Origin of the sequence: Amycolatopsis coloradensis, assembly GCF_037997115.1 — a bacterium.
Taxonomy (GTDB): domain Bacteria; phylum Actinomycetota; class Actinomycetes; order Mycobacteriales; family Pseudonocardiaceae; genus Amycolatopsis; species Amycolatopsis coloradensis_A.
Window position 1 is genome coordinate 5725105 of record NZ_CP150484.1, and the last position, 13789, is coordinate 5738893.

General features: G+C 69.2%; 12 protein-coding genes. 7 read left to right on the forward strand and 5 right to left on the reverse strand.

The window, feature by feature from the left end:
* Window positions 1-54: 54 nt before the first annotated feature.
* Window positions 55-996, reverse strand: coding sequence for an aldo/keto reductase (locus LCL61_RS26840; protein ID WP_340682283.1), 942 nt, complete (start codon window positions 994-996; stop codon window positions 55-57).
* A 69-nt stretch (window positions 997-1065) separates the two neighbouring features.
* On the opposite strand from LCL61_RS26840, the gene LCL61_RS26845 reads away from it, so the two are divergent.
* Window positions 1066-1782: an SDR family oxidoreductase gene (locus tag LCL61_RS26845; protein ID WP_340688687.1), complete on the forward strand. Its 717-nt coding sequence runs from the start codon at window positions 1066-1068 to the stop codon at window positions 1780-1782.
* On the opposite strand, the gene LCL61_RS26850 is transcribed toward LCL61_RS26845, so the two are convergent.
* A complete protein-coding gene (locus LCL61_RS26850; RefSeq protein ID WP_340682284.1) occupies window positions 1699-3078 on the reverse strand; it encodes an amidohydrolase in 1380 nt (459 codons plus the stop codon). The two genes, LCL61_RS26845 and LCL61_RS26850, sit on opposite strands and share 84 nt — an antisense overlap.
* A 50-nt stretch (window positions 3079-3128) precedes the next feature.
* Between LCL61_RS26850 and LCL61_RS26855 the strand changes: the two genes are divergently transcribed.
* The 3 genes from LCL61_RS26855 to LCL61_RS26865 all read left to right on the forward strand — a co-directional run bounded on the left by LCL61_RS26855 (window position 3129) and on the right by LCL61_RS26865 (window position 6195).
* Window positions 3129-4232 carry a zinc-binding dehydrogenase gene (locus LCL61_RS26855; protein ID WP_340682285.1) on the forward strand — a complete coding sequence of 368 codons (1104 nt, stop codon included), beginning with the start codon at window positions 3129-3131 and terminating at the stop codon, window positions 4230-4232.
* An 83-nt stretch (window positions 4233-4315) separates the two neighbouring features.
* A complete protein-coding gene (locus tag LCL61_RS26860; protein WP_340682286.1) occupies window positions 4316-5275 on the forward strand; it encodes an aldo/keto reductase in 960 nt (319 codons plus the stop codon).
* Entirely contained in the window at window positions 5272-6195 is a 924-nt protein-coding gene (locus LCL61_RS26865; RefSeq protein ID WP_340682287.1) for an alpha/beta hydrolase, read from the forward strand. Before LCL61_RS26860 ends, LCL61_RS26865 begins: the two co-directional genes overlap by 4 nt.
* Here the strand turns inward: LCL61_RS26865 and LCL61_RS26870 are convergent.
* The gene (locus LCL61_RS26870) at window positions 6179-7624 is read right to left on the reverse strand and encodes a GMC family oxidoreductase (RefSeq protein ID WP_340682288.1); all 1446 of its coding nucleotides are present in this window, start codon (window positions 7622-7624) and stop codon (window positions 6179-6181) included. The genes LCL61_RS26865 and LCL61_RS26870 overlap by 17 nt on opposite strands.
* A gap of 138 nt (window positions 7625-7762) precedes the next feature.
* Here LCL61_RS26870 and LCL61_RS26875 point away from each other — a divergent pair, with 138 nt between their 5' ends.
* Together LCL61_RS26875 and LCL61_RS26880 are read left to right on the forward strand one after the other, a co-directional pair.
* Window positions 7763-9196, forward strand: coding sequence for an aldehyde dehydrogenase family protein (locus tag LCL61_RS26875; RefSeq protein ID WP_340682289.1), 1434 nt, complete (start codon window positions 7763-7765; stop codon window positions 9194-9196).
* Window positions 9193-9864 carry a GntR family transcriptional regulator gene (locus LCL61_RS26880; RefSeq protein ID WP_340682290.1) on the forward strand — a complete coding sequence of 224 codons (672 nt, stop codon included), beginning with the start codon at window positions 9193-9195 and terminating at the stop codon, window positions 9862-9864. The genes LCL61_RS26875 and LCL61_RS26880 overlap by 4 nt, the downstream gene beginning before the upstream one ends.
* Before the next feature lie 141 nt (window positions 9865-10005).
* Here LCL61_RS26880 and LCL61_RS26885 read toward each other — a convergent pair whose 3' ends face one another.
* Complete coding sequence (locus LCL61_RS26885; RefSeq protein ID WP_340682291.1) at window positions 10006-10902, reverse strand: hypothetical protein; 897 nt, start codon at window positions 10900-10902, stop codon at window positions 10006-10008.
* Window positions 10903-11192: 290 nt separating this feature from the next.
* Between LCL61_RS26885 and LCL61_RS26890 the strand changes: the two genes are divergently transcribed.
* Entirely contained in the window at window positions 11193-12071 is an 879-nt protein-coding gene (locus tag LCL61_RS26890) for a DUF2268 domain-containing protein (protein ID WP_340682292.1), read from the forward strand.
* Here LCL61_RS26890 and LCL61_RS26895 read toward each other — a convergent pair.
* Complete coding sequence (locus LCL61_RS26895) at window positions 12068-13693, reverse strand: choice-of-anchor A family protein (RefSeq protein WP_340682293.1); 1626 nt, start codon at window positions 13691-13693, stop codon at window positions 12068-12070. The two genes, LCL61_RS26890 and LCL61_RS26895, sit on opposite strands and share 4 nt — an antisense overlap.
* Window positions 13694-13789 lie beyond the last annotated feature (96 nt).

Genomic DNA, 13789 nt, shown 5'->3' on the forward strand with positions numbered 1-13789 from the left:
TTTCATAGCAAATTCTGCTATGAAAGCGTCCTTCATCGCAGCCGCGAAAGGCGTTCAGAAAGTTCCGTCCGTGGCGACCGAGCGGTCCAGCCAGAGATCCTCCAGAGCCGCCCGCACCTCAGAACCTCGGGAAGCAGCCAGCGCGACAGCGCCCAGGTTGTCCTCCAGCTGAGCCATCCGGCTCACGCCGAACAGCACGTTCGCCACCGGCGTGTACGCGAGGCAGAACGCGAGAGCCAGCTGCGAAGGACTCACCCCGAATTCCCCGGCAACAGCGGCGACACGCATGGCGGCGGCACGGATCGACTCGCGGATCCCGCCCGGGTCGGCGCCGATCTTCCGCGACGGAGTCTTGCCGAGCAGCACGCCACCCTCGAACACGTCGGACGCCTGCAACGTCAACCGTCCCGCCTCGAAATGCGCGCCGTAGAAAGGACCTTCCGCCATCGAACGCCGCACGACGCTGTACTTCAGCTGAGCGAATCGCGGTGCCGGAAGCCCTTCGCGGGAAGCGAAGTCCAGTGCCCGGTCGAGGTCCGCGGCCTGCCAGTTGTTCACGCCCCAGACATCGAAGCGGCCGAGCCGGATCTGTTCGGCCACCTCGGTGACGATCCGCGGGATGTCCGGGCGCTCGAAATAGTCGCCGACCACGACGGCTTCCGCACGCTCGACGCCGACACGGTCGAACGAGGTCGCGAGCTGCTCGGCGAAACCGGTGTTCGGGTAGTCCCAGAGCCAGAGTTTCCCGCACAGCTGGTACTCGTCGCGCTTGATGCCGGCGGCACGGACGGCCTCGCCGAAGAGGAGGTCCGTGCGCGATTGCTCGGAATGCGGCCCCATGTTGTAGTGAGCCACGTCGAAGAGCGTGATCCCGGAGTCGATCGCGTACCGGAGCAGGCGCACCGCGTCGTCGAAGTCCATGCGGTCCCAGGTGTTCCAGGATCCCAGGCTCAGCGCCGAAGTGACGAAGCCGAGCCCGTTCTGCTTCTCGTCCACGAGATTTCCTTTCGCTGGTAACGGAAACCAGTTTTAGTCTACGATCGTAGAATGAACAAGAGACTTGTTGTGGTGACCGGCGGTGCCAGTGGCATCGGCCGTGGAGTCGCCGAAGCCTTCCAGTCCGCGGGTGACCGCGTGGTCATCGCCGACGTCGATGTCCGCGCCGCGCACGACCTGGCCGGAGAACTCGGCGCGGAGCACGTCGAACTCGACATCTCCGACCCCGGATCGGTCGACGCGGCGCTGGCGCTGGTCACCGATCGGTTCGGCCCGGTGGAGGTCCTGGTCAACAACGCGGGCCTCGCCGGGGGCGGCGGGCCGTTGGTGGGCTTGGACATCGGCGTCTTCGACCTCTGCATGCGGGTGAACTTCCGCGGCACGTTCCTGATGACGCGCGCGGTCGGCGCGCACATGCTGGAAGCGGGCACCCGGGGCGCCATCGTGAACATCACCTCCATCGGCGCCCGGCAGCCGACCCCGGGACTCGGCCATTACGAGGCCACCAAGGCAGCCGTCGAGGCCCTCACCCGCTCGGCCGCGCTCGAACTGGCACCGCACGGCATCCGCGTCAACGCCGTCGCGCCCGGCCCGGTACTCACTCCGATGACCGCCGGGTTCGCTTCGGACACCGCCGCCCGCGCGGCATGGGAAGCGAGGATTCCCCTGGGAACCATCGCTTCCGTCGCCGACGTGGTGCCGTCAGTCCTGTTCCTCGCCTCCGCCGACGCCGGCCATCTCACCGGAGTGAGCCTCCAGATCGACGGCGGGCAGCTGCTCACCTGAGTACACGACGCGGCCGCCGGACACGGTGAGTTCGACACCGACGTCCGGCAGGTCCGCGAATCCGACCTCAAGCGGGTTCGCCGCCAGCACACAGAAGTCCGCGACGCGGCCCACGGTCAGCGATCCCTTCCAGTCCGCCCCACCGTCCTGCTCGGCGGCCGCGACGGTGTAGCAGCGCAGCAACCGGCTCATCAGCTCGGCGTCCACATCGGACACTTCCAGCATCCGGGCGGCCGCCGCGATGTGCACCCGCCAATCGGGCGTCACCACCGGCGCGTCACTGCTCAAGGTCAGCGGGACCCCCGAGGCCAGCATTTCCGCCAGCGGCCAGGCACGGGCACCGACCTCGGCACCGAGTGCGTCCGTCAGCATCCCCCGCATGGCCACCGCGATAGCGGGCTGCGTGGTCAGGCCCACGCCCGCCGAGGCCATTCGCGCGAGTTGATCCGTCGTCACCAGATCGCCGTGCACCAGATGGTCGCCACGGCGGAGCGAGGCGAGCGCCGCCTCGATGCTGCGATCCCCCGTGGCGTGCACCGCCACCGTCATCCCGGCGTCGTGGGCGAGACTGATCATCGCGGCCAGATTGCCCGCACGGCCAGGATCGTCGTCGCCGTCGACGAGCAGCGCTCCGTGTGAACCGTCGGCGTAGCAGTGGCGCGTCCACGCGGAGCGCATCGGCGGAATTCCGTCGGCGAAGATCTTCACGCCGGGCACGGTGAGCCACAACGGATTCGCGGCAGGCGGCGGAATCGCCAGCCCGCGCCGGAAGTCCGCCAGCGAACTGGCACCGTCGAGCAGCCCGAACAACCTCAGCGCGGTCACCCTCGCGCGCAGAAGCCCGTCATCGGCCAGCCTCGCGTACTCCTCCAGCACCTCGACGCTGAAACACCCGGTCTCGCCAGGCCCCAGGCCGGGTTCGGTGTAGCTCGTGATGCCCAGCGACGCGCACAGGTCACCCGCACGCAGGATGGCGGCTCGCCGTTCGACCGCGGAACGCACCGTTTTCTCTTCTCCCCCGGTGAATCCGGCACCGCCGATGAGCGTGTCCGGCCACCGCGCACCGAGCCAGGTCGCATGCAGATGGGAATCGTTGATACCGGGCAGAACGGTTCTCCCCGCCAGGTCGACCACCTCGGTCTCCGGGCCGATGTGGTCCAGCGCGACATCGCCGAGGGCGACGATCCGGCCGTCACGCACGGCCATCGCCCGCACGACGGTGTCCGCCGGGTCGAAGGTGAGCACAGGACCGCCGCGAACCACGAGTGAAGCGGGACGAATACGGTGCGACGGCATGGTTTCCTCCAGGATCTGGACTTTTTCTCCTACGACTGTAGACTAAAAAGATGGTCAACAGAACCGAAGCGGCGGTGCTCACCGAACACGGCTCCGCGCTCACCTTGCGGGAACTACCGCTGCCCGAGGAGCCGGAACCGGGCGCCGCGCTGGTCCGGATCACCTGCACCACCTTGTGCGGCACCGACGTGCACCTCTGGTCCGGCCAGATGACCTTCCCCGGCATGCTCCCGATGGTGCTGGGCCACGAAATGGTCGGCGAGGTGGTGGCCGTCGGACCGGGGACCACCGACACGCTCGGCCGCGAGATCACTGAGGGCGACCGCATCGGCTGGTCCGAGTCGACCTGTGGAAAGTGTTACGGCTGCACGATCTTGCGTGAACCGGTCGCGTGCGACAGACGCGGATACGGGTTCCTCCAGCGTTCCGACGTCTTCCCGTACGCCACCGGCGGGCTCGTGCGGTACTGCTACGTGACTCCCGGCGCGGCGAAGCTTCTCCTGCCCGACGACGTCAAGGACACTTGGGCCTCGATGTCGGGCTGCGCGGGCAAAACCGTGCTGCGAGCCGTCTCGCGATCGGGCGGGATCCGTCCTGGGGCGACCGTCGTGGTCCAGGGCGCGGGCGCGCTGGGCGTGTTCGCCACCGCGGTCGCGCGGATCTCCGGCGCGGGCGACGTGATCACCATCGGCGGTCCCGCCGATCGGCTGAAGATCGCTGAGCGTTTCGGGGCCACAGCGACGATCCCGGTCGACGGCAGCGCCGAAGACCGCGTCGAGCGAGTCAAGGAACTCACCGGCGGCCGGGGCGCCGACCACGTCTTCGACTTCGCCGGCGGGCCGACCATCGGCGAAGAGGCCGTCGCCTTCGCCGCCCAGCGCGGGACCATCGCGATCGTCGGCTCCACCGGTCCCGCGCCCTCCCCCGTGGCGCTGGGCACTGTGATGGGCAAGGAACTCACGGTCGTCGGGTCGCTCAACGGCGACATCGCCGACTACCACGGCTCGGTGGACTTCTTCCGCACGTTCGCCGATCGGCTGCCGTGGGACGAACTCTTCAGCGCGCCCGTCGGTCTTTCCCAAGCTTCGCAGAGTGTCGAGTCGATGTCGCGGCTCGGTGAACTCAAAGCCGTCATCGACCCCCGTCTGCCCTAGTCAGGCGTGGGCCGGGCGGATTCACGCGTACGGCACCTTCCCGACTACACCTCGGCTCCGCCACCCCAGCCCTAGGAGACTCCATGACCGTCATCCCGCAGCGCCGGATCGGCCGCGACGGCCCGCTCACCGGCGTCCTCTCGCTCGGTTCCTGGCACACCTACGACCGGATGGACTTTCGCGAGGCGGTGGACCTCGTCCGCACCGCGGTCGATTCCGGAATCACGCTCTTCGACGTCGGTGTCTACGGTTTCCCCGGCGCCGCACCGGTTTTCACCGACGTGCTGTTCTCCGCCATGGTCCGCGCGGCCGGGATCCGCCGGGAGGACTACCTGTTCTCGGCCAAGCTCTGGCTGGAGGGCTATCCGGAGCACAACCTCCGTGGCCAGCTGGACAACGCACTGTTCCGCGCGGGCGTCGAGCACGCCGATCTGGTGGTGCTGGGCGACCTCCGTCGCGACGACACCGATCTGCACCGGCTGGTGCTGGATCTGAACGAGCTCCGCGAGGCCGGGCTCATCCGGCAGTGGGGCGTCAACAACTGGTCCGCCGGCACGATCCAGGCCCTGCACGATTTCGCCGCGGCCGAGAACGTGCCCGGTCCCGCGATCGCGCAGCTGAAGTACAGCGTCGCGCGACGGTCCATTCCGGACGGTGACCCCTTCAAGAAGGTCTTCGGCGAACTCGGGGTCACGCTCCAGTCGTCGGACATCTTCGAAGGCGGGATCCTGCTGGGCAAGAACAGCGGAGCGCGCCAGGTCGGCCGCGACCCCGGCGACATCCGCGAGCGCATCGCCGCCTCCGCCCCGGAACTGGCGAAGATCGCGGCCGGGCTGGACGCGACACCCGCTCAGCTGTGTCTCGCGTTCACCCTCACCCATCCGGCCAACACGACCACGCTCTTCGGTGCGACGAGCACCCAGCAGCTCAAGGACAACCTGGGCGCCGTCGACCTCGTCGAGCGCGTGGGAGCGGAGCAGCTCCGCGAACTCGTCGAGCCGTATTGGGCCGACCGGGGCGTCGTCGATCCGGAGGGACCGTGACGGCCTTCGATCCCGAACTCGCCGAAGCCCTGAGCGGGCTGCCTTCCGGACCGCCACTGGGCGCCGAATCGCTGGCGGAGATCCGGCGGGTGATGGCCGACGCGAACCTGAGTTGCGCCGAGGCGATCGGCGACCGGGATCTCGTGTGGGAGGACCGACGGGTCCCTGGCACCGACGTGGTCGTCACGGTCGTCAGGCCGAGGGACGCCAAGGACGCGCCGGGGTTCTACAACATCCACGGCGGCGGGATGGTGCTGGACGACCGGTTCGCCGACCTGCCCAGAATGGTCTCGCTGGTCGAGGAGTTCGGCTTCGTCGCGGTGACCGTGGACTACCGGCTCGCTCCCGAACATCCGCATCCGGCGCCGATCGAAGACTGCTACGCGGGCTTGACGTGGATGGTCGAGCACGCGGGCGAACTCGGCTTCGACCCGGGACGGCTGATCGTGGGCGGCGGCAGCGCCGGAGGCGGGCTCAGCGCGGGTATCGCCTTGCTCGCCAGGGATCGCGGTGGACCTGCGCTCGCCGGTCAGCTCCTGCTGTGCCCGATGATCGACAGCCGCAACGATTCGGCGTCCACAGTAGAATTCGCCGAGCGCGGGGTGTGGGGCAGGGCGGCCAACGAGTTCGGCTGGCGATCCCTCCTGAATGGACAGACGTCGCCATACGCCGTTCCGGCCACGGCGACCGATCTCACCGGTCTCCCGCCCGCCTTCATCGAGGTCGGCGCGGCCGAGATCTTCCGCGACGAGGACGTCGAGTACGCGCGGCGGCTCTGGCAGGCGGGCGTGCCCACCGAACTGCACGTCTGGGCGGGCGCGTACCACGGCTTCGACCGGATCGCCCCGGACAGCGAGGTGGCCCGGGCCGCGCTCGCCGCCCGGGCCTCCTGGCTGCGCCGCATTATCGGCCGAGCATGAACCTGGCGGCCTGCTCGCCGACCAGCACCGCCGGCGCGTTGGTGTTGCCCGTGGTCACCCGCGGCAGCACCGACGCGTCGGCGATCCGGAGCCCGCGGATCCCGTGCACGGCGAGCTCCGGGTCGACCACGGAGTCGGCGTCGGTGCCCATCCGGCAGGTCCCGACCTGGTGGTGGTAGGTGATCGCGGTCCGCCGGACGTACTCGCGGACATCGGCGTCCGGCCCCGGATACAGCTCGCGGGCGCCCCAGTCGTCGGCCAGCGCGGACGCGCGGCCGATCTCCCGGCACTGCTCGACCGACGCGACCAGGCTCTCGAAGTCGGCCGGATCCTCCAGCGCGGCCAGGTCGATCAGCGGCTCGTCGAGCGGGCTCGGCCCCGAAAGCCGGAGACTGCCCCGGCTGCGTGGCGTGACCATGCCCGCCATCAGCGAGAACCCGGTCTCCGGACCGGTCATCCACGACTCGTACATCGGCACGCTGAAGTGGATCGGCTGGGTGTCGGGCACCTCCAAATCAGGGTGGCTGCGCCAGAACAGATGGGTCTGCGTGACCGAGCGGCCGGGCGCGGGCGGATCGACCTGACGGCGATCGGTCGCGAAGATGACCGGCGAGAGCAGATGGTCGTGCAGGTTCTTCCCGACGCCCGGCAGGTCCGCGACGACGTCGATACCGTGCACCTCCAGCTCGTCGACCGGGCCGATCCCACTGCGCAGCAGGATCGCCGGGGACGCCAGCGCGCCGGCGGCGAGCACGACCTCGTCGGCGAAGACCTTGCGCAGTTCGCCGTCGACCTCGGCGAGCACGCCGGTCACCCTGTCGCCCTCGATGAGCAACCGGTGCACGAGCGCTCCCGTGTGCACGGTCATCCGCTCGGCCGCGGGCCGGCCGTAGGCGAGCCAGGTGTTGAGCCGTTTGCCGTCGCGCGTGGTGACGCGTTGCACCGACACGCCGTCGAGCTCGTCGCCGTTGTAATCCGGATTGAACGGCAGGCCGATCTGCACCGCCGCGTCCACAATGGACTGCTGGATCGGATGCAACGGCTCGTTCGGTACGACGTCGAGCAGATCCTTCTCGATCCGTTCGTACACCGGGCGAACGTCGTCCCATCGCCAGCCCGGCAGGTCCCAGCCGTCGTAGTCGGCCGGGGCGCCGCGCACCCAGATCATCGCGTTGAGCGAATGCGACCCGCCGAGCACCTTGCCGCGTGGCAGGTGCAGCCGCCGGTTCGCCGCGTGCGGCTGCGGGACGGTGTAGTAGTCCCAGTCCTCCGGGCCGTGCCACAGCTCTCCGGCCCGCGAAGGGTCGTGAATGGCCGGATTGGTGTCCGGCCCGCCCGCTTCGAGCAGGGTGACCCACGCCCCGGAATCGGCCAGTCTCCTGGCGACCACCGAACCGGCCGAACCCGCTCCCACCACGATGACGTCCATGTCCCCCACCCTCGCAAGGCGCGACGACGTCCGGCGGATTCGGTTCGCTGGCCGACAATCGGCGTGCCCTGGCGGGCAAGACCGGAGACCTCGTGGCGCCCGATACTCGATCACACACCGGTCGAGGAGGAGCTAGCCATGGCCACACGCCTGTTCATCGACGGACAGTGGACCGCCGCGGGAGGCGGGTCGCTGCCGACGTACGATCCGGCCACCGGCCAGGTGATCGAGGAGGTCGGCACCGCGTCGGCCGCCGACGTCGACGCCGCCGTCGGTGCCGCACGGAAGGCATTGGACGACCCCGCATGGGCGGGACTGCTGCCGGTTCAACGCGCGGCGCTGCTGTTCCAGCTGGCGTCGCTGGTCGACGAGCACCACGAGGAGCTGGCCGCGCTCGAGACGCGCGACCAGGGCCAGCCGATCGGCATCTCACGCCAGGTCAGCGTCACCGGCGCGGCGGAGCACCTCCGGTACTTCGCGGGCTGGGTGACCAAGATCCAGGGCACCACCAACCCGGTGTCCTTCCCGGACACGCTGCACTACACCCGCCGCGAGCCGGTCGGGGTGAACGCGCTGATCACGCCGTGGAACTTCCCGCTGATGATCCTGGTGTGGAAGCTCGCGCCCGCACTGGCCACCGGCAACACCGTGGTGATCAAGCCCAGTGAGGTCACCCCGCTGACCAGCATCCGCCTGGTGGAGCTCGTGCACGAGGCCGGGTTCCCGCCGGGGGTGGTCAACCTGGTCACCGGTGACGGCGCGGTGGGCGCGCTCCTGAGCAGGCACGACGACGTCGACCACTTGTCCTACACCGGGTCCACCGCGGTCGGGAAACTGATCACGGCGGCGAGCGCGGAGTCGAACCTCAAGCGCCTGACCCTCGAACTCGGCGGCAAGGCCCCCAGCATCATCGCCGACGACGCGGACATCGACGCCGCCGTCGCGGGCAACCTCGCGGGCGCGACGCTGAACAGCGGGCAGGTCTGCGCCGCGTACACCCGGTTCTTCGTGGACCGCAAACGCGAACAGGAGTTCGTCGCGAAGCTGGCCGCCGGGCTCGAAGACCTCAAGATCGGGCCGGGGCTGGACGAATCCACCCAGCTCGGCCCGCTCGTGTCCGCGAAGCACCGTGAGCACGTGGACTTCCTCGTCTCGACCGGCAACGAGCAAGGTGCGGAACTGGTCACCGGTGGCAAGCCCGTCGACCGCGACGGCTACTTCTACTCTCCCACGTTGTTCGCCGGTGTCGCCGACGACATGACGATCATGCGTGAGGAGATCTTCGGCCCGGTCCTCGCCGTCACCGCCTACGACGATCCGGACGAACTGCTCGCACGGGCGAACGACACCGAGTACGGGCTCGCGGCGACCGTGTGGACCCGCGATCTGGGCGTCGCGCAGCGGTTCGCCAACGGTATCCGGGCGGGCGCCGTGTTCGTCAACATGCCGTCGATCCCCGACATGGCGGCACCTTGGGGCGGCTACAAGGCTTCCGGCTGGGGCCGCGAGATGGGGCCGTGGGCGATCGACGCGTACACCGAGATCAAATCCGTCTGGCTGCACTACTCGTGACCACGGGCGACGCGGTCAACTCGACCACGATGAGCAAGTCGCAGATCGCCTACCACTGGATCAAGGCGAGGATCGACGACGGCACCTTCTCCCCCGGTTACCGCCTCGTGTTCGGGCAGATCGCGCAGGAACTCGGGGTCAGCACCGTGCCCGTGCGCGAGGCTGTCCGGCGGCTGGAGGCCGAGGGCCTGGTGACCTACGAGCACAACATCGGCGCGCAGGTCGCGATGGCGGACGAGAGCGACTACCAGCACACCATGCAGACGCTCGCGCTGGTCGAGGGCTACGCCGCCGCGCTCGCGGCGCCGTCCTTGCCCGGCGAGGCGCTCGACGAGGCCAAGGCACTCAACGCGGAGCTGACCGCCTGCCTGGACAACTTCGAGCCGTCGCGATTCACCGCGCTGAACCGCGACTTCCACCGCGTCCTGTTCGGCACCTGCCCCAATCCGCAGGTACTCGATCTGGTGAACCGCGGCTGGAACCGGTTGGCCGGGCTGCGCACGTCGACGTTCAGCTTCGTCCCCGGCCGCGCGCACGAGTCCGTGCAGGAGCACCAGAAGATCCTCGACCTGTTCGATCGGAACGCGCCGGCCGGCGAAATCGAACTGGCCGTGCGCGAACACCGGTTGACCACCTTGGAGACGTTCCTGGCCTGGCGGCACCCGTAGCTTGAGTTTCCTAAGCCAAGTCGGCGGTCTTCGCGCCCAGGTTCTCACTGGCGGCACGAAGCCTTGTCGAACATGTTTAACAAAGGTGGCGTGCCCGCGGGGTGGTCGGTAGCCCCGAGTACGACACATTTGCCTTACCTCTCACTGTGAAACACGCCCTAGCGGCTGCGGAAAAGCGTAGAAGCGCACGGAAAGTTCCTTTTCCCCCTCCACCTGACGACGACGGCGTCGGCAGTACCGCGTGATCAGTTCGCGGTACTCCGCGTCCAGCTCACGGAACTCCTCCTCGGTCAGCCTCGCCGAGGTCCGCTGGGCCGTCGACCACGGGCCGAACTCGTCGCGGTGCGCCGCGGCCCAAGACAGCAAGGCGACCTCGTCCGCGTACTTCGCGTCGAGGAACGCCGCGATCCGTTCCCGATCCGCGCCGTCGTAATCCTCCGGCCTCGGCTCACGCAGGTCTTGCGGGATCGCGATCCAGTTCCCTTTCCGGTCACAACGTACAAAACCGTTGTCCCGCAGAGTGTTCAGACATTCGGTGACTTCGGCGCGCTCCAGCCCCGTCCGGCGCGCGACCGTCTGCGTGTCGCCGGGAAGCTCACGCGTCACCCGCTGGTATCGCGGGTCCTCCCGCATCGCGATGTCCCGCAAGGTGACCGATCGCCGCGGCAGCGCGTCGCTCAACAGCCGGCGCGCGGTGAAGGCCAGCACCACGGCGACCGGGATCTCGACGAAGACGGCGAGCGCGACACTGGTCCACCGTTCGGCCGACGTCCAGCCGAGCATGACGTCGAACCACGCGTCGCAGCACAACATCGCGGCCGTGGCCGACAGCAGTGGCACGGCCGCCCGGCGGCGGCGCGTCCCCAGCCACGCGCCGGCCGCGAAGCAGAGCAGAAGTGCGACGTCGAATCCGACCCAGGCCGCGCGCCACTGGCCGGTGTCGTACCGGTCGGGCAGGGTTTGCGCGAGGTAGACGGTCCAGGGCACGAGCAAGACCGCCGCGCCGGCGAGCACCGTCAGGAGTATCCGTCGGATCATGATCACGACGCTAGAAGCGGGCGGCGGCCCGGGCATCCGGGATTCTCCCTGGTCCGGGCTCAGGGGTCCGCCGACCTCGAATCCCGCGGGAACTCGACCGGCAGGGAGCCGCCGGCGGTGCCGCGCGGGCAGGCCGCCCCGATCGACGTTGCGAAAGCCACTTTCGCAACGTCGAAGGTTGCGAAAGTCGCTTTCGCAACACGCCGTGCTTGCCTCATCCCCTCGTGTGCCGTCCTGGCCGCCCACGAGGACTTGAGTCTCCACCCACTGGAGCCTTTACCGTCGCTCCCATGACGATCACCGTTCTCGACACCTACCCCGCGATGCGAGCGATCCTGCGCGCGCCGCGGCCGGACCGCGCCGCGATGCTCAAGGCGATGGTCGAACCCGCTGCCGGAATGTACCGCTACTTCCCCGGCGACGTGGATCTCGTCGCGATGCACGCGATGGGTTCCGGGTTCCCGCTCGACCGCGACGAGGAACGCTGCCTGGAGGCACTCGGAGCACTCCACGAGGCGGACGCCTGGAACCGGATCCAGCGGGCGCTCGACGACGCCGTCACCGCTCAGCTCGCCGCGACGCCCGGACTGACGGTCCCCGACATCACCGTCCTCACCGTGCTGGGTGATCCCGGCGACGAGCACTTCATGGGCCCGAATCTGGGGATGACGGCGAACGGGAGTGTGCCCGGCTACATCCACCTCAACTTCTGGCCGTATCCGGAGAACCTGGCGCGGCTGGAAGCCACGGCCGTCCACGAGTTGAACCACAACCTGCGCTACAGCCCCGGCGGGGTGATCTGGGACCCGGCGACGGTCACCGTCGGCGAGCAGATCGTGTCCGAGGGCCTGGCCGACGCGTTCGCCCGCCAGCTGTACGGCGACGAACTCGGCTACGCCCGCATCGGTGTGCCGCATCTGCACGACGACGCCGTGTTCGCGAAGGTCGTCTCCGGGCTGGAGATCACCGGCATGCGGAACTTCACGGCGTGGGTGCACGGCGACGAGACCGCCGCCCGCTACGGCGCCACACCCGTCGGCCTGCCGACCGGCGCCGGGTACGCGGCCGGCAACCGGCTCGTCGACGCCTATCTGGCCGCGACGGGCCGGACCGCCGCGGAGGCCCTGCTGGCGGACCGCCGCGACGTCATCGACACCGCCCTCGGCTAGGACTCGCGGCGCCTCGACCGGATCGTGAGTGCCACCAGCACGCCACCGACGAGCAGCAGGAACAGGCCGGAGACCAGCAGGCCCCGGACCTCGCTGCCGGTCGAGGCCAGCGGGCCGCCGTCGGACGGCCCGCCGCCCGGCGCGGTCCCGCCCGGCTGCCCGGGCGTGGTGGGCACCGTGACGCCGGGGCCCGGGGTCGTGGTCGAAGTGCTGCTGCCGGTGGTGGTCGGTGCGGTGCTGCTCGAGCTCGACGACGGCCTGGAGCTGCTGCTCGTCGGGCTCGACGACGTCGCGCTGCTGGAGGAACTGCTCGATGTCGAGCTGGTGCTCGTCGGGCTCGACGACGTGGTCGAGGTCGGCGTCGTCGAGGTGGGCGCCGTCGACGTGGAAGTCACCGACGTGGAAGTCGCCGAAGTCGGGCTGGTCGACGTGGCGCTCGTCGGTGTCGAGCTGGTCGGTGTCGAGCTGCTGGTCGTGGTGGTGCTGCTGCTCGTGGTGGTCGAGCTGCTGCTCGTCGGCGAACTGCTCGACGACGAAGAAGACGTGGAGGTGCTGGGCGTCGTGGTCGGCGTGCTGCCGCATTCGGGCAGGTCGCCGTTGAACGGGTAGGCGTGGAACTCCTGCCCGCCACCGCCGGTCGCCTCGGAGGTGTGCACCAGCGATCCCGTGGTGAAGAAACGGCCGTTCATCCCGGAGGCGGTGACGGTCGCGGTGCTCCCCGGCTCACCGATCAGCACACTCCCCTGGAACTGGGCGCCTCCGGCGATCTTCACTCCGGTGGCGTCCGGGAAGTTCCACAGCAACCGCTCGCGCAGCTTGTTCAGCGGATCCTGGTCGTTGAGGTCACCGGTGTAGGTGTTGATCGTCCGGGCGGCTCCCACCATGTTGACCAGAATCGTCGCCCCGGCCGGGATGCCCTCGAACTCGATCCCCTGCATGCCACCGGTGGCGCCGGTCAGGTCGAAGTCCACGGTGAACACCTGCAGCGCGGATTTCCCGTCCCCGGTGAACAGGGTGCGGTATCCCTGGTTGACCGCCGTGCCCGTGGCCGGACGCGGCGTGGTGCCTTCCCGTGCGTAGCACTTGCTCGCCACTCGAAGTTCCTCGCGCAGGCCCAGATAGGGTTTCGCCGCGTCGGGGTCCTTTTCGAGCTTGCCGGTCACCGTCCCGGTGACGGTTCCCGCGTGCCGGACGACGCCGCCGTCGGCGAGCAGCCGCTGGTCCGCCGCGACGCTGACGTTCCCGCCGGTGGTCAGGAAGTCGGCGCCGTCCGATGGCGGGACACGCGAACCGACACCGGCGATGCCGACGTTGTAGACGGAGGACGCGCCAGCTCGTTTCGCCATGTCGAAATCACCGAGGACGACGACCCGCCCTTCGGCTTCCGCGGCGGCTTCCCGTACCTGGAATTCGCCGCCGACATAGACATTGATGCCGTCGTCCCGGCCCGCGTAATCCTTGTTGTTCACCGGTGGGTACACATCGGGACAGGCCGGCCCGACGCACGGTCCCAGACCGCCCGGTAAAGGGGCGGCGACCGCGCCGTCGGTGACCACGAGCGCCGCCACGCACACCGCGGCGGCGGCACCGGCAGAAAGAGAGGCGAATCGCCTTGCACGCATGCGGCGATTCTTGTGCCCATCGACCGTGCGAACACAATCGGAATGCGGAAATACCCCCGACCGGGCGAGGCGGGTAACCCACCCCATTCGTGGACG